The sequence below is a fragment of the Micromonospora sp. DT53 genome, from assembly GCF_049841535.1.
Taxonomy (GTDB): domain Bacteria; phylum Actinomycetota; class Actinomycetes; order Mycobacteriales; family Micromonosporaceae; genus Micromonospora.
Genome location: NZ_JBNCKM010000004.1, coordinates 118,430 through 133,970 on the forward strand (window position 1 = coordinate 118,430; position 15,541 = coordinate 133,970).

11 protein-coding genes are annotated in these 15,541 nt (G+C 72.3%); 8 read left to right on the forward strand and 3 right to left on the reverse strand.

From position 1 onward, the window contains the following. Positions 1–15: 15 nt before the first annotated feature. Complete coding sequence (gene eccCa / locus ACLQ3B_RS14740; RefSeq protein ID WP_425781074.1) at positions 16–3,999, reverse strand: type VII secretion protein EccCa; 3,984 nt, start codon at positions 3,997–3,999, stop codon at positions 16–18. 101 nt (positions 4,000–4,100) lie between these two features. Here eccCa and eccD point away from each other — a divergent pair, with 101 nt between their 5' ends. Beyond that, positions 4,101–5,504: a type VII secretion integral membrane protein EccD gene (eccD, locus tag ACLQ3B_RS14745; protein ID WP_425781076.1), complete on the forward strand. Its 1,404-nt coding sequence runs from the start codon at positions 4,101–4,103 to the stop codon at positions 5,502–5,504. 31 nt (positions 5,505–5,535) lie between these two features. Here eccD and ACLQ3B_RS14750 read toward each other — a convergent pair whose 3' ends face one another. Further along, the gene (locus ACLQ3B_RS14750) at positions 5,536–6,042 is read right to left on the reverse strand and encodes an inorganic diphosphatase (RefSeq protein ID WP_091403280.1); all 507 of its coding nucleotides are present in this window, start codon (positions 6,040–6,042) and stop codon (positions 5,536–5,538) included. A 539-nt stretch (positions 6,043–6,581) separates the two neighbouring features. Here ACLQ3B_RS14750 and dacB point away from each other — a divergent pair. The 3 genes from dacB to tilS all read left to right on the forward strand — a co-directional run bounded on the left by dacB (position 6,582) and on the right by tilS (position 10,220). Beyond that, positions 6,582–8,051: a D-alanyl-D-alanine carboxypeptidase/D-alanyl-D-alanine endopeptidase gene (gene dacB / locus ACLQ3B_RS14755; protein WP_425781683.1), complete on the forward strand. Its 1,470-nt coding sequence runs from the start codon at positions 6,582–6,584 to the stop codon at positions 8,049–8,051. A 92-nt stretch (positions 8,052–8,143) separates the two neighbouring features. Continuing rightward, on the forward strand, positions 8,144–9,214 hold the full coding sequence (locus ACLQ3B_RS14760) for a zinc-dependent metalloprotease (RefSeq protein WP_425781079.1): 1,071 nt from the start codon (positions 8,144–8,146) through the stop codon (positions 9,212–9,214). A 10-nt stretch (positions 9,215–9,224) separates the two neighbouring features. After that, positions 9,225–10,220, forward strand: coding sequence for a tRNA lysidine(34) synthetase TilS (gene tilS / locus ACLQ3B_RS14765; RefSeq protein WP_425781081.1), 996 nt, complete (start codon positions 9,225–9,227; stop codon positions 10,218–10,220). 85 nt (positions 10,221–10,305) lie between these two features. Here tilS and ACLQ3B_RS14770 read toward each other — a convergent pair whose 3' ends face one another. Next, a complete protein-coding gene (locus tag ACLQ3B_RS14770; RefSeq protein WP_425781083.1) occupies positions 10,306–11,268 on the reverse strand; it encodes a GlxA family transcriptional regulator in 963 nt (320 codons plus the stop codon). A 138-nt stretch (positions 11,269–11,406) separates the two neighbouring features. Between ACLQ3B_RS14770 and ACLQ3B_RS14775 the strand changes: the two genes are divergently transcribed. From ACLQ3B_RS14775 to folE, 4 genes are all read left to right on the forward strand, one after another. Further along, positions 11,407–11,556: a hypothetical protein gene (locus ACLQ3B_RS14775; RefSeq protein ID WP_196930472.1), complete on the forward strand. Its 150-nt coding sequence runs from the start codon at positions 11,407–11,409 to the stop codon at positions 11,554–11,556. 100 nt (positions 11,557–11,656) lie between these two features. Continuing rightward, positions 11,657–12,232 carry a hypoxanthine phosphoribosyltransferase gene (gene hpt / locus ACLQ3B_RS14780; RefSeq protein ID WP_210817758.1) on the forward strand — a complete coding sequence of 192 codons (576 nt, stop codon included), beginning with the start codon at positions 11,657–11,659 and terminating at the stop codon, positions 12,230–12,232. 529 nt (positions 12,233–12,761) lie between these two features. Next, complete coding sequence (gene ftsH, locus ACLQ3B_RS14785; protein WP_124820165.1) at positions 12,762–14,780, forward strand: ATP-dependent zinc metalloprotease FtsH; 2,019 nt, start codon at positions 12,762–12,764, stop codon at positions 14,778–14,780. 35 nt (positions 14,781–14,815) lie between these two features. Then, positions 14,816–15,481 (forward strand): GTP cyclohydrolase I FolE, encoded by a 666-nt coding sequence (gene folE, locus ACLQ3B_RS14790; RefSeq protein ID WP_425781684.1) that lies wholly within the window; start codon positions 14,816–14,818, stop codon positions 15,479–15,481. Positions 15,482–15,541 lie beyond the last annotated feature (60 nt).

The window sequence follows — 15,541 nt, forward strand, 5'->3', positions numbered from 1 at the left end:
AACCGGCGAGTCAGGTCATTGTGGCGGCAGTTGCGCCAGCTGGACCAGGCGTACGCCCTCCCGCCGGGTGACCAGCCGACCACGCCCCGGCGGCAGCGGTCCGGGTCGCACCGGCCCGACGAGTGCGCCCTCCTCGGGGCTGCCCGCCATCACCAGGCCGGAGGTGGACAGCTCCCGTAGGCGCTGCACGATCGGCTCGTACTGCGCGCGGCCCGCACCACCGGACCGGCGGGCCAGCACCAGGTGCAGCCCGATGTCCCGGGCGTGCGGCAGATGCTCCTCCAGCGCGCGCAACGGGTTCGCCGGCCCCGCCGCCACCAGGTCGTAGTCGTCCACCAACACGAACAGCTCCGGCCCGGACCACCAGGACCGGTCGCGCAACTGTTGCGGGGTGACCTCCGGCCCGGGGGCCCGTCGCTCCAGGTAGCCGGCGGCCGACTCGACCAGGTCGGCGGTGTGCGCAGCGGCGGTGCCGTACCCGATCAGGTGTGGCGTCTCGATGGCGCCGAGGAGGCTGCGCCGATAGTCGACGAGGATCACCCGGGCCTGCTCGGGAGTGAACCGGGTGATGATCGACGTGGCCAGCGCGCGCAGGAAGGACGACTTGCCGCACTCCGAGTCCCCGAAGACCACGAAATGCGGCTCGCTGGCGAAGTCGAGCAGCACCGGGCGCAGGTCCGCCTCCGCGATCCCGATCGGCAGCCGCAGCCCGGTCGTCGAGGCGAGGTCCAGATCGGCGTACGGCAGCACCGGCGGGAGCAGCCGCACCCGGGGGGCCGGAGGACCCGCCCACCCGTCGGCGGCCCTCTTGACCAGATCGGCGGTGTCCCCGCTGGCGGCACCGAGCTGAGGCAACGCGGTGAGGAAGTGCAGGCCCTCCGCGGTCACCCCGCGGCCGGAACGCTCCGGCACGTTCGCGGCCGCGCGTCGGGCCACCAACGAGTCGGCCGGGTCACCGAGGCGCAGCTCCAGCCGGGAACCGAACAGGTCCCGGATCGCCGGGCGGAAATCCAGCCAGCGCAGCGCGGTGGCGACCACGTGCAACCCGTACGACAGACCCCGGGTGGCCAGGTCGGTGACGAGCGGCTCCAGGTCGTCGTACTCGCCCCGGATGGTGCTCCACCCGTCGATCACCAGGAACACGTCGCCGTACGGGTCGGCGCCCGGCTGACCCGCCGTCCCCGCTGCCGCTCGACGCTGCCGGTACGCGGCCATCGACTCCACGCCCAACTCGGCGAAGCGGCGTTCCCGGTCGACCAGCAGGGTGGTCATCTCGCCCACGGTGCGTCGGACGGCGGTCGGGTCGGCGCGGCCGGTCACCCCGCCCACGTGCGGAAGGTCACGCAGCGCGGCCAGCCCGCCGCCACCGAAGTCGAGGCAGTAGACCTGCACCTCGGCCGGGGTGTGGGTGAGCGCCAGCGCGCAGACCAGCGTGCGCAGGGCGGTGGACTTGCCGCTCTGCGGCGCACCGACCACCGCGACGTGCCCGGCAGCGCCGTCCAGCGCCAGCCAGAGCAGGTCCCGGCGCTGCTCCAACGGTTTGTCCACGACCGCCATCGGCACTCCGAGCGCGCCGTGCAGCTCCGGGTTGCCCACGGTGAGCCCGCGCCTCGGGTGCACCTCGACCGGGCCGAGCAACTCGTCCAGTGCCGGCGGCTGGCCGAGCGGCGGAAGCCAGACCTGGTGCGCCGGCGGGCCCTGCCCGACGAGCCGGTCCACCAGCAGGTCGAGCAGCGTCCCACTGCCCTGCTCCTCCGTCACGACGGGCACGACCGGGGTTGCCGGCTCGGGCACCGGTACGACGTGGGTGGTGAAGGTGAGCAACCGCCCGCCACCCTCGGCGGCGACGCCGCCCGGCGCGGCCCGGCGGCGGACGGCGCCGGAGACGTACGCGGCCTTGAAACGGGCCAGCGGGTCGGTGCCGGCGCGCAGGTAGCCGTGACCCGGCGAGCGGGGCAGCTCGTGCGCGTCCGCCACGCCGAGCACCGTCCGGGACTCCAGCGCCGAGAAGGTGCGCAACCCGATCCGGTACGAGAGGTGGGTGTCCAACCCGCGCAGCCGGCCCTCCTCCAGCCGCTGACTGGCGAGCAGCAGGTGCACGCCGAGCGACCGGCCCAGCCGACCGATCTGCACGAACAGGTCGATGAAGTCGGGCTTGGCGGAGAGCAGTTCCGAGAACTCGTCGCAGATCAGCAGTAACGACGGCAGCGGGGCCAGCGGGCTGCCGGCCGCCCGAGCCCGCTCGTAGTCGCGCACGCTTGCGAAGTTGCCGGCCCGTCGCAGCAACTCCTGGCGGCGGACCAGCTCCCCGTTGATCGCGTCCACCATGCGATCCACCAGGGGCAACGCGTCGGCCAGGTTGGTGATCACGGCCGCGGTGTGCGGCAGCCGGTCGAACGAGGTGAAGGTGGCGCCACCCTTGAAGTCGACGAGCACGAAGTTGAGCTGCTCGGAGCTGTGCGTGGCGGCGAGCCCCAGCACCAGCGTGCGGAGCAGCTCGGACTTGCCGGAGCCGGTCGCCCCGATGAGCAGGCCGTGTGGGCCCATGCCGTCCTGGGCGGACTCCTTGAGGTCCAACTCGATGGCGCCGCCGTCCGCGCCGACCCCGATCGGCACCCGCAACCGGTCCCGTGCCGAGCGCGGCAGCCAGCCCTGTTCCACAGTGAAGCTCTCCGGGTCACCGAGACCGAGCAGCTCGGGAAGGCCCAGGTCGGCCTGGAGCGGGGCATCCGGCCCCCGGGCCGCGCCGGCGAGCCGCAGCGGCGCCAACCGGCGGGCGACCGCCTCGGCGTCGGCCAGGTCCAACTGGTCGGCGGTGCCCACCTCGGCGTGCCCGTCGGACGACCACGAGTGCAGCCGTCGGCCGTGCAACTCCAACAGCAGCGCGTACCGGTCCAGCAGTCGGGGCGGCGGGGTGTCCAGGTCCAGCACGGTGACCGCGTCGATGCCGCCGTCGCCGGTCAGGTCACTGGCCCCGGTGAGGTCACCGCCGTCGAGGACCACCACCACGTGTGGGCCGTCGGTGGCCGGGCCGGCCGGGCTGAACCGGGACCGGGTGGCGAGCACGTCGGCCAGCAGCGACTCCAACTCGGCGGCGGAGCTGGTGACCAGCCGTACCGGGCCGAGCGCGTCGGTCCGACCGGGATGGTGCGCGTGCGGGAGCCATTTCACCCACTCCCAGCAGGCGCGACGCTCCGGCCCGGCGCAGACCGCGACGAGCAGCTCGTCGGGGGCGTGGAAGACCGCCAGCTGGGTCAGCACGGCCCGGACCAGCGCCTGCGCCGCCGGGTCGCCGGTGGGTGGTCCGCCGGTGGTCGGGGTGGTTGCCCGGCTGCGGCCGGCGGGCCGGACATGCACCCGGGCGAAGCTGCGCAGCGACAGCGCCACCGGCAGGTCCGGCACCACGGAGTACGCGTCCAGGAAGCGGCGTAGCGCGCCGGCGGTCATTGGCTCAAGCTCCTCCAGCGGCCGGGTGACAGGTGCAACGAGTGGGGTGGCCAGGGTCTGCGGCCCGACGGCGACCCGCACCACAGCGAAATCCGGGTCGGCGGGCCGCCGTTCCCAGACCCGGTGGCTGTCCACCGTCGACCAGAGCCGACCCGGATCCGGGTGCCGGTAGAAGAGCCCGGCCCGTTGCTGGCCGGCCGTCCGCCGGACCCGCCGCCGCAGCGTGGCCAGGTGCCGCAGGTACTCCCTGCGGGCGGCCATCATCTCGGACTTTTTCGGGGTGCCGGAGGCGCTGCCCCAGGACGTCACGAGCATCGCCAACGAGGAGAGCCCGAACATCCCGCCCACCACGTACGAGTAGGCCCCGCCGCCCCGACCGAACATCATCGCCATCGCCACCGTGCCGCCGAGCATGGGCAGCAGCATGAGCATCTGCTGCCACCGTCCGCCGGTCACGACGGGAATCTCCGGCGGTGCCTCGACCGGCAGCTCACCGGCGGGGATCTCCGGTGCTGCTCGGCGCGGCGGACGCTTGATGACGACAGTGGACACTCGGCCTCCTGACAGCGCTGGGTAACCCGAGCCTGGCTCATGGTAGGTAAAGTCCTGTCGTCCGCGCAGCCTCCGATCCCCCTCGATATGGAGACCAGTCGATGACTACCGGGCTGGCACGCGTCACCATCAGCGCGCCGCAACGACGGGTGGACGTCGCCCTGCCGGAGCAGGTGCCCCTTGCCGAGCTGCTGCCCGACGTGCTCCGGCACGCCGGCGTCGGGCTGGCCGACGACGGCGAGCAGCACGGCGGTTGGGTGCTCCGCCGCACCGACGGGGCGTTGCTGGTGACGGCACAGGCGCTGCTGCCGCAGGGGGTCCGTGACGGTGAGGTGCTGCACCTCGTGCCGGCCCGCGCCCACTGGCCCGAGTTGGAGTACGACGACGTCATCGAGGCGATCGCCGACGGTGCTCGCCGTCGCGGCGGCGCCTGGTCGCCCACCGCCACCCGGGCAGCCGGTCTGGCCGGCGCCGCCGTACCGCTCGCGGTCGGACTACTCGCGCTGCTCGCCGGTGGTCCGACGCACCGGGCCGGTTGGCTGGCGGCCGTCGCGGTGGCGCTGGTGCTCACCGTGGCCGGCACGGTGGCCTCCCGCGCCAACGGCGACGGCGCCGCCGGGGCGACGCTCGGCGGCTACGCGCTGCCCTACGCGTTCACGGCCGGCGCCCTGGCGGTCGGCTCCGGCGACCCGGTCGGGCCGTTCGGGCCGGTCCGCTGGGTGGGCGCTCCCGAACTGCTGGCCGGCTCGGTCGCGCTGCTGCTGGTGGCCTTGATCGGTCTGCTCGGGGTGGCCAGCCGGCTGCGGGTCTTCGTGGCCGGTGTCACGGTCGGCCTGGTCGGCGCGGCGGCCGCGCTCGGTGGGCTGCTGATGACCACGGCGGGTACGGCAGCGGTGCTGCTCAGCGCACTGATCTTCGCCGTCGGCGTGATCCCCCTGCTGGCCATCCGGCTGGGCAAGCTGCCCCTGCCGCCGATCAACCTGCCGGCCTCGACCCCCGCGGAGGAGCCGGAGCGGGTCCGGGATCTGCCGGACCGGGGCCGGGTGCACGCCGCGGTGATCCGCACCGAGGAGATGCTCACCGGGATGCTGATCGGCCACGCCCTGCTGGCGGTGGCCACCGCTGTCGTACTCGTGGTTGCCGGTGGCACGGCCGGCCGGGTGCTGGTGGCGATCACGTCGGCCGTGCTGCTGCTGCGGTCGCGGCTGTTCGTGGCGCTGCGACACCGGGTGCCGACGGTGCTCGCCGGGCTGGCCGGCTTCGCGGTGCTGGGCGCGGTGCTTGTCGGTCGGGCCGACGAGACCGGGCGGTTGGTGCTGGTCCTCGGCGGGGCGGCGGTGGCCCTGGTGGCGGTCGCCAGCGGCACCGGGTACGCCCGCCGGCCGGTCTCGCCGTACCTCGGCAGGATCGCGGACCTCACCGACACGGCCCTGGTGGTCGCCGTGGTGCCGGTCGCCTGCGCGGTGCTCGACCTGTACGACCGGGCCCGAGGGCTGCTCGGTTGAGCGACCCTCGGGCCCGGTGCGTCAGTGGTCGTCAGTGCATGGATTCGCCGCGCGCCTCGGCGTCACGGGCCCGCTGGTAGGAGGCGTGGATCTCGGCCTCGGCCTCGGTGCGGCCGACCCAGGTCGCGCCCTCCACCGACTTGCCGGGCTCCAGGTCCTTGTACACCTCGAAGAAGTGCTGGATCTCCAGGCGGTCGAACTCGCCCAGGTGGTGGATGTCGCGCAGGTGCTCCTGGCGGGGGTCCTCGTAGGGTACGCAGAGGACCTTGTCGTCCCCGCCCTTCTCGTCCGTCATCCGGAACATGCCGATGGTGCGGCAGCGGATCAGGCAACCCGGGAAGGTCGGCTCGGGGACCAGCACGAGGGCGTCCAGCGGGTCGCCGTCCTCGCCCAGCGTGCCCTCGATGAACCCGTAGTCGGCCGGGTACTGGGTAGAGGTGAAGAGGGTGCGGTCCAACCGGATCCGGCCGGTCTTGTGGTCCACCTCGTACTTGTTCCGGTGACCCTTGGGGATCTCAACCGTCACGTCGAAATCCATCTGCACGCTCCCTCGTCTGCCCACGCTGGCTAACGGAACCACTGGCGGCCCTCCGGACAGGTGAATGCCCACCCGCCGACTCCGGCCGCCGCATAGTCTTCGGACCGAAGTAGTGTCACCCAAGCCGATTTTCGCTGGGGGAGGAGGGGGTCGTGGGGAGGGAAGATTCACACTACCGCCCGGACGGGGGCTCCGCGCACGGTACCGGACGATCCGGCTCCGGCAGTGCCAAGGGGCGGGTCCCGGTGCCGGAGGCGCACCTCCCACGGGCTCCCGAACCCCAGACCCAGACCCCGACCCCGGAGACGACGCCCGAGCGACCCCCGCCGCTGCCCTGGCGCCCGCCGGCCGGTTCGGCGTCGCCCACTCCGAACACCGGCCACTTCCCGGTGGTCGACGGCGAGCGACAGGTGAGCGGTCCGCCGCGCGGCAGTGCCACGGTCCCGGTCAGCCCTGCGCCGGTCAGCCCGTCGTCCGATCCCGGGCCGGTCGCCCCCGGCCCCGGCGGGGTCCCCCCGTTGGGCCCGCCGATCTCCGCGTTGCCGGCACCCGCCGCCGCACCCGCGCCCGTTCCCGCCGCCGCGCCGCGCCGCCGGAGGCGGCTGCCGGTGGTGCTGGCCGCCGTGCTCCTGCTGGTGCTCGCCAGCGTCGGAGTCGTGATCACCCGTCCCGGCCCGGTCGCCGGGTGGCTGGGCGACGACGCCGGGTCCGGGCCGAATGCGGCCGGCGTGACCCAAGATCCCGCCCCGTCGGACGTGCTGGCCGGCCCGGATTCGAACGCCCCGGTGCCCAGCCCGGACGGGGTTCGTGCCGTGCTCGATCCACTGGTCGGCGTCGCCGCCCTGGGCGACCGGGTGAACGTCTCGGTCGCCGACGTGATCACCGGCCAGACGCTGTTCGCCAAGGGGGCCGACGACGGCACCGTCCCCGCCTCGGTGACCAAGCTGGCGACCGCCGTGACCGTGCTGGCGGCCCGGGGGCCCGGCTACCGGATTCCGACTCGTGCGGTGGCCGGCGCGAAGGCCGGCGAGGTAGTGATCATCGGTGGCGGTGACCCGACCCTCGCGATCGACAAGAAGGGCTACTACCCGGGTGCGGCGCGCCTGGACGATCTGGCCGCCCAGGTGCGTACCGCGCTCGGCGGTACATCCCCGACCAGCGTCACGGTCGACGGCTCGCTCTACTCCGGCCCGGTCTACGGCCCCGGCTGGGACGACGACATCCCCACCGGCGGGTCGGGCGGCGCGGTGACCGCGTTGATGACCGACGGCGCGCGTACGGACCCGGGCGTCGAACACGGGTCCGCCCCGCGGTTCGCCGAGCCGGACCTGGCCGCCGGAAAGGCGTTCGCCCGGTTGCTGGGTGTGCCGACCGACGCCGTGAAGCGTGGCACCGCCCCGGCGCCGGCGGCGGTCGGTGCCGACCCGGCACCTGGCACCGAACTGGGCGTGGTGCAGTCCCCGCCGCTGATCCGGCTCGTCGACGTCATGATCAGCGAGAGCGACAACCTGGTGGCCGAGGCGCTCGCCCGGCAGGTGGCGTTGGCCCGCAACCAGCCCGCCTCGTTCGACGGGGGCGCCACCGCCATGGACGCCGAAGTGGCGGAGCTGGGCCTGCCCGCCGACGAGATCAGCGTCTCCGACGGCAGCGGCCTGTCCCGTCGTAACCGGATCAGCCCGTCGCTGCTGACCGATCTGATCCGGTTGGCGGCCAGTCCGGACCACCCGGAGTTGGCCGGCGTCTTCGGTGGTCTGCCGGTCGGCGGTTGGTCCGGGACGCTGAACGAGCGCTACCGCAACACCGCAGGCACCGCCGCGGGGGCGGGCACCGTCCGGGCCAAGACCGGCACCCTGACCCAGGTGCACTCCATCGCGGGCCTGGTCACCACCGCCGACGGCCGGCTGTTGACCTTCGCGGTGCTCACCGACAAGGTGCCGGGTGACCGGGATACCGCCCAACCGGCGCTGGACCGGATCGCCGCCGCGCTGGCCGGCTGCGGCTGCGGCTGACCGTCGCCGGTCCGGGGCACCGCAGTCGCCATCGGTGTCGATCGAGGGCGCGAGCCCGGGCCGGGGTGTCGCGACGCGGGTACGGTGGGTCCATGGCGCAGTTCGTGGACTGGGATCTGGCCGCCGCCACGGCGGGGGCGTTGAGCAAGTCTGGCCCCCGCGTGTCGTACGCCGAAGCCACCGACGTCGTCGGCGACCTGCGCCGGCTGACCGACGAGGCGGCCGGGCACGTGGCCGACTACACGGGGTTGCGGGCGCAGGTGTCGCATCCGCCGGTCCGGGTTGTCGATCGCCGCGACTGGGCCGCGACAAACATCGCCGGGCTCCGCGAGGTGATCACTCCGCTGGTGAGTCGGCTCTCCGGCGACAAGCAACCGGGCGCGTTGACCGAGGCGATCGGGTCCCGGCTGACCGGGGTGCAGGCCGGCACGGTGCTGGCCTACCTCTCCGGCCGGGTGCTCGGCCAGTACGAGGTCTTCTCGGCCGAGCCGGGCCAGCTGCTGCTCGTCGCACCGAACATCGTCGAGGTGGAGCGCAAGCTCGGCGCGGACCCTCGGGATTTCCGGCTCTGGGTGTGTCTGCACGAGGTCACCCACCGCACCCAGTTCACGGCCGTGCCGTGGATGCGGGCCTACTTCCTCAGCGAGGTGCAGGCGTTCGTGGACGCCTCGTCCAGCGGGAGCGAGCACCTGGTCGAGCGGTTGCGGCGCGGGGTGGCCACGTTGTCCGAGGCGGTCCGTGACCCGGACAGCCGCACCAGCGTGCTGGACATCGTGCAGACCCCGGCACAGCGGGCCGTACTGGACCGGCTCACCGCGTTGATGACCCTGTTGGAGGGGCACGCCGAGTTCGTGATGGACGGCGTCGGCCCGCAGGTGATCCCGAGCGTGGAGCGGATCCGGGCGTCGTTCAACCGACGCCGGGAGACGGGCAACCCGCTGGAGAAGGCGATCCGCCGGCTGCTCGGGGTGGACGTCAAGATGCGTCAGTACGCCGAGGGGCGCAAGTTCGTGCACGGCGTGGTGGAACGCGTCGGCATGGACGGTTTCAACTCGATCTTCAACTCGCCGCTGACCCTGCCTCGACTGTCCGAGTTGGGCGACCCGGACGCCTGGGTCGCCCGGGTGCACGGCCCGGCCGGCACCATCCCGGCCGCTGGCTGATCACCGGCCGGTGGCCGCGCTCGCTCCACCGGTGGCCGCGATCCGGGTGGCGGTACGCCGCGCCCTGACCGGTCTGCCGTCCGGCGGTCCGGTGCTGGTGGCCTGCTCCGGTGGTGCCGACTCGCTCGCGCTCGCGGCGGCCACCGTGTTCGTGGCGCCCCGGCTGGGCCGCACCACGGTGCTCGTCAGCGTCGACCACGGCTTGCAGGACGGCTCCGCGGAGCGCGCGGAGGCGGTGGCCAGCTGGGGTCGGGGGGTCGGGTTCGCCTCGGCGACGGTGGTCCGGGTGGAGGTGGCTGGGCGTCCCGGCGGGCCGGAGGCAGCCGCCCGCGAGGCCCGTTACCAGGCGTTGGTCGAGGTGGCCCGGCAGCAGGACGCGGTCGCGGTGCTCACCGGGCACACCCGTGACGACCAGGCGGAGACGGTGCTGCTCGCGCTCGCCCGGGGCGCCGGCCCACGAGGGCTGGCCGGGATGCCCGCCCGGCGCGATCTGGGCGGGGTGCCGCTGCTGCGCCCGCTGCTGGAGGTCGGCCGGGAGCAGACGCGTGCCGCCTGCGCGGTGCTCGGACTGAGCCCGTGGCAGGACCCGCACAACACCGACCCGTCGTACGCCCGGTCGAGGGTGCGGGCCGACCTGTTGCCGGCGCTGGTGCGGGCACTCGGATCCGGCGTGGTCGACAACCTCGCGCGGACCGCGCGGCTGGTGGCCGCCGACAACGCCGCGCTCGACGAGTTGGCCGGGACGGCGCTGGCGGCGGCCCGGTGTCCCGACGGGGGGCTCTCCGTGCCGCTGCTGCTCGGCCTTCTCCCGGCGGTCCGCAGCCGGGTGCTGCACTCCTGGGCCCGCGAGCTGGGCGCCCTGCCGGGTGCGCTGTCCCACCGGCACGTCGCCGCCTTGGACGCGTTGGTCACGGGCTGGCACGGCCAGGGTCCGACCGACCTGCCGGGTGGACGTCGGGTGTTCCGCCGCGCCGACCGGCTGACACCGGTGGACCCGCCTGACTGATTGAGCTCCTTTGCTCTGCTTCAACCGGCGCAACAGATCGGTTGACTGATTGGTGCGCGGAGTGAAGCAGAGCAAAGGTCCCGGTTCAGGTGGTGTGCGCCCGGTCGCGGAAGGTGGTCCGGTAGCTGTGGGGGGTGGCGCCCACCCGGCGGCTGAAGTGGTGGCGCAGCGCGGCCGCGTCGCCGAAGCCGGACTGGTCGGCGACCGCCTCCACGCTCAACGGGGTTTCCTCCAGCAGCCGCCGGGCGAGCAGCACCCGCTGGTTGGTGAGCCAGTCGTGCGGTGTGGTGCCGGTCTCGGCGCGGAACCGGCGGGCGAACGTGCGGGGCGCCATGCCGGCGCGGACGGCCAACTCCTCCACGGTGATCGTCCGGTCCAGGTGACCCATCAGCCATTCCAGCACCGGTTCGAGGGTGGGTGCCTCGGGCGCCTTCGGGATGGGCGCCTCGACGTACTGGGACTGACCGCCGTCGCGGTGCGGCGGGACCACCATCCGCCGGGCCAGCCGGGTCGCGGTGGCCGAGCCGTGCTCCTGGCGGATCAGGTGCAGGCACGCGTCGATGCCGGCCGCCGTGCCGGCGCTGGTGAGCAACCGCCCGTCCTGGACGTATAGCGAGTTGCAACGCACCCGGGCGCGCGGGTGCCGATGTTGTAGTTCGTCCACGTACCGCCAGTGGGTCGTGCACTCGCGGTCGTCCAGCAGCCCGGCCTCGCCGAGCAGGAAGGCGCCGGAGCAGACGCTGAACAGGTGGGCTCCGCGGGCGTCGGCCCGACGTAGCGCGTCGAGCACCGGGCCGGGGACGGTGGTGCCCTGGCGGTGCGCGGGGATGGCCACCAGGTCGGCCTCGTCGAGCGGGCCGAGGTCCGCGTGTGGGGTGAGGTGGAAGCCGGAGGAGGTACGCACCGGAGCGCCGTCCGGGCTGCACACCTGGAAGCGGTAGGCGGGAAAACCGTCGGCGGTCCGGTCGGTGCCGAACACCTCGGCGAGGACGCCCAGCTCGAAGGGAGCGACCTGGTCGAGGGCGAGGACGGCAACTGACCGCAGCATGTGACGAGGGTAACCCGACAGGTGGCAGTAAATCGATGATCAATGGCATTCCTGCCACTGTCCGGTCGCTGCGGCAGGCCGCAGACTGGTCTCAGTCCGGTGCGCACCGGCGGCGAAACCGACAGCAATCATGCGAAAGTGAGCGCCGCCATGGAGTTCCTCGTCTTCCTCCTGTTCCTCGTCCTGCTCGTCGCCGCCTCGGCGGCCGGGCTCACCGTCGACAGCCACGATTCGGCCGACTGGAAGCCCACCGACGACGGCCGCCGCTGGCGGTCACGCACCAACTGATGTGATTAGCCATGTTTGCGCGGAAAATCCTCGGCTTGATCGCGCCAAAAGGTGCGGCCCCGCCGACGGAGGCCATCCGACGTACGGCAGGCTAGGAGTCATGGCTGACGGCTCCTGGTACGACGCCGACATCGACCACGTGATCATTTCTGAGGCGCAGATCCGCGAGAAGACGGCGGAGTTGGCCAAGCAGGTCTCCGCCGACTACGCCCACGTGGGCGACGGGCTGCTGCTGGTGTGCGTGCTCAAGGGCGCGGTGATGTTCATGGCGGACTTCGCCCGGGCGCTGGGCCGTAACGGCCCGCCGGCGGAGCTCGACTTCATGGCCATCTCGTCCTACGGCCAGGGCACCACCTCCTCCGGGGTCGTCCGCATCCTCAAGGACCTGGACCGGGACATCGCCGGTCGGCACGTGATCGTCGTCGAGGACATCGTCGACTCCGGGCTCACGCTCTCCTGGCTGCTGCGCTACCTCGAGTCGCGCTCGGCGGCGAGCGTCGAGGTGGTCGCCCTGTTCCGCAAGCCGGACGCCGTGAAGGTGCCGGTCCCGGTGAAGTACGTCGGCTTCGACATCCCGACCGAGTTCGTGGTCGGGTACGGCCTCGACTTCGCTGAGCGCTATCGGGAGCTGCCCTACGTCGGGGTGCTCAAGCCCGAGGTCTACGCCCGCTCCTGACGACGGGCCCGACCCGTCGGGGCGGCCCGCCGGCCGACATGAGTCCGACTCGCATCGGCACCCATCAAGCCGACGTTCAGCGCGCTCTCAGCTGATGCGGTTACCGTGTACCACGGTGGCCCGGAGGTTACTCCGCGCTCGACCCCCTCGATCGCGTGACCGGGCGCTCGGGTGGCAGAGCCGGACTCCCCGCCACGCCGGCTTCCACCCGGACTCGCCGTACGTTGGCTGCGGGGCTGGTGGGCCTGCCCACGGTGCGTGTCGTCGATCTCGAAGGCGCGCCGAGTGCGAGGGCTCGCAGGCTCGCTTCTGGCGTACGCGGTCTTTTGATGGTGCACGACTGCGGGGCTCGCAAGCTCACTCCTCGCGTACACGGTGTACCGTCGAATGACCGCGGCGCGGCAGTTTTCGCGCCTCGGGGTCGAGGCCGGCCCGCACGGCGGCTCCGGCCGCCGCTCAGCGCGGCGACACCATCAGACGGTCAGGACGTCGATCAGGAGGATGCGGGCGCTCCGCGCTCGACAACAGTATGGAACGTACGCGTTTCTTCCGCCGACCGGTGGTCTGGATCATCCTGGTCATCCTCGGCGCCGTTGTGCTCAGTCAGCTGTTCACCGCTGGTCCCAGCTACCACCGCGTGGACACTTCCGTTGCGCTCGATCAGCTGCACACCGCCAAGATCAACAAGGTGGTCTTCCAGGACAAGGAGCAGACGCTCCAACTGGACCTGGCCCAGAAGACCAAGTTCGGTAAGACCGAGACCAACAAGATCGAGGCCCAGTTCCCGTACCAGGCTGGCGACCAGATCTGGAACGAGGTGCTGGACGCCAAGGCGAACAACCGGGTCACCGGCCCGGCCGACGCCAAGGTCTCCTCGGACAGCATCTGGGTGAGCCTGCTGGTCAACCTGCTGCCGATCGCGCTGCTCGTGCTCCTGCTGCTGTTCTTCATGTCGCAGATGCAGGGCGGCGGCTCCCGGGTGCTCAACTTCGGCAAGTCCAAGGCCAAGATGATCACCAAGGACACTCCGAAGACGACCTTCGCGGACGTCGCGGGTGCCGAGGAGGCCGTCGAAGAGCTGTACGAGATCAAGGACTTCCTGCAGAACCCGGCCAAGTACCAGGCCCTGGGCGCCAAGATCCCGAAGGGCGTGCTGCTGTTCGGCCCGCCCGGCACCGGCAAGACGCTGCTGGCCCGCGCGGTCGCCGGCGAGGCCGGGGTGCCCTTCTACTCCATCTCCGGCTCCGACTTCGTGGAGATGTTCGTCGGCGTCGGCGCCAGCCGGGTCCGTGACCTGTTCGAGCAGGCCAAGACGAACGCCCCGGCGATCGTCTTCGTCGACGAGATCGACGCCGTCGGCCGGCACCGTGGCGCCGGCATGGGCGGCGGCCACGACGAGCGGGAGCAGACGCTCAACCAGCTGCTCGTCGAGATGGACGGCTTCGACACCAAGGGTGGGGTCATCCTCATCGCGGCCACCAACCGGCCGGACATCCTCGACCCGGCGCTGCTGCGCCCGGGCCGGTTCGACCGGCAGATCCCGGTGGACGCCCCCGACATGGAGGGCCGCAAGGCCATCCTGCGGGTGCACGCCAAGGGCAAGCCGTTCACGCCCGACGTCGACCTCGACGCGGTGGCCCGTCGCACGCCGGGCTTCAGCGGCGCCGACCTGGCCAACGTGATCAACGAGTCGGCCCTGCTCACCGCTCGTAAGGAGCAGCGGGCGATCTCCAACGACTCGCTCGAAGAGTCGATCGACCGGGTGGTCGCCGGTCCGCAGCGGCGGACCCGCGTCATGAGCGACAACGAAAAGAAGATCACCGCGTACCACGAGGGTGGCCACGCGTTGGTCGCCTGGGCGCTGCCGCACGCTGCGCCGGTGCACAAGGTGACGATCCTGTCCCGTGGTCGCTCGCTGGGCCACACCCTGGTGCTCCCGACCGAAGACAAGTACACCCAGACCCGCGCCGAAATGATCGACACCCTGGCGTACGCGCTGGGCGGTCGCGCCGCCGAGGAACTGGTCTTCCACGAGCCGACCACCGGCGCCGGCAACGACATCGAGAAGGCCACCCAACTGGCCCGCGCGATGATCACCCAGTACGGCATGAGCTCCAAGCTCGGTGCGATCAAGTACGGCACCAGCGGGGACGAGCCGTTCCTCGGCCGCAACATGGGCCACGAACGGGACTACTCGGACTCGGTGGCCGCCGAGATCGACGGCGAGATGCGGGCACTTGTCGAGCTGGCGCACGACGAGGCCTGGGAGATCCTGGTGGAATACCGGGACGTCCTGGACAACATCGTGCTCGAGCTGATGGAGAAGGAAACCCTCTCCACGGCCGACATGGCGCGGATCTGCTCCCGGGTGGTCAAGCGCCCGCCGCTGGCACCGTACAACGGCTTCGGCAAGCGTCAGCCGTCCACCGAGCCGCCCGTGCTCACCCCTGCGGAGAAGGACAAGCTCAAGGCGCAGGCCCAGGCCGACGGCGCGCAGGCGTCGGTCGGCGGGGTGGCGCCGTCCAACAACTCGGACGGCACGCACTGAGCAACGACCCGACGGCCAGCTCCCCCCACCGGGAGCTGGCCGTCTCCGCGACCGAACCCGACGGCGACGACGAGCTGGACTACGTGGCCGCGCGGCTGATCAGCGGCAGGCTGACCGGCCGCCCCGTCGAAGACGCCGTCGACCTCGGCCGGATCGAGAAGGCCGTCCGCGAGATCCTCATCGCGGTCGGCGAGGACCCGGACCGCGACGGGCTCCAGCAGACCCCGGCCCGGGTCGCCCGCGCGTACGCCGAACTCTTCGCCGGCCTCCGGGTCGACCCGGCCCAGGTGCTCAGCACCACCTTCGAGGCCAACCACGAAGAGCTGGTCATCGTTCGGGACATCGACGTGATGAGCCTCTGCGAGCACCACCTGCTGCCCTTCCGGGGCAGCGCACACATCGGCTACATCCCGGGCCCCGACGGGCGGATCACGGGCCTGTCCAAGCTGGCCCGACTCGTCGAGGTCTTCGCCCGTCGGCCCCAGGTGCAGGAGCGGCTCACCTCGCAGGTCGCCGACCTGCTGATGAGCAAACTCGCACCACGTGGCGTCGTCGTCGTGCTCGAATGCGAGCACATGTGCATGGCGATGCGCGGCATCCAGAAATCCGGCGCCATGACCATCACGTCGGCCGTACGAGGAATCCTGCAGACGGACTCCAAGTCGCGGGCCGAGGCGATGGCGCTGATCATCCCCCGCTGACACCGCGACGCACCACGGCCGGCCGACACCCTTCCGGGACGGCCGGCCGTTTGCGTACCC

Coding starts and splice junctions, on each gene's coding strand:
- eccD (WP_425781076.1), top strand. CDS start 4,101: ATGACTACCGGGCTGGCACGCGTCACCATCAGCGCGCCGCAACGACGG.
- ACLQ3B_RS14750 (WP_091403280.1), bottom strand. CDS start 6,042: ATGGATTTCGACGTGACGGTTGAGATCCCCAAGGGTCACCGGAACAAG.
- ACLQ3B_RS14760 (WP_425781079.1), top strand. CDS start 8,144: ATGGCGCAGTTCGTGGACTGGGATCTGGCCGCCGCCACGGCGGGGGCG.
- ACLQ3B_RS14770 (WP_425781083.1), bottom strand. CDS start 11,268: ATGCTGCGGTCAGTTGCCGTCCTCGCCCTCGACCAGGTCGCTCCCTTC.
- hpt (WP_210817758.1), top strand. CDS start 11,657: ATGGCTGACGGCTCCTGGTACGACGCCGACATCGACCACGTGATCATT.
- ftsH (WP_124820165.1), top strand. CDS start 12,762: ATGGAACGTACGCGTTTCTTCCGCCGACCGGTGGTCTGGATCATCCTG.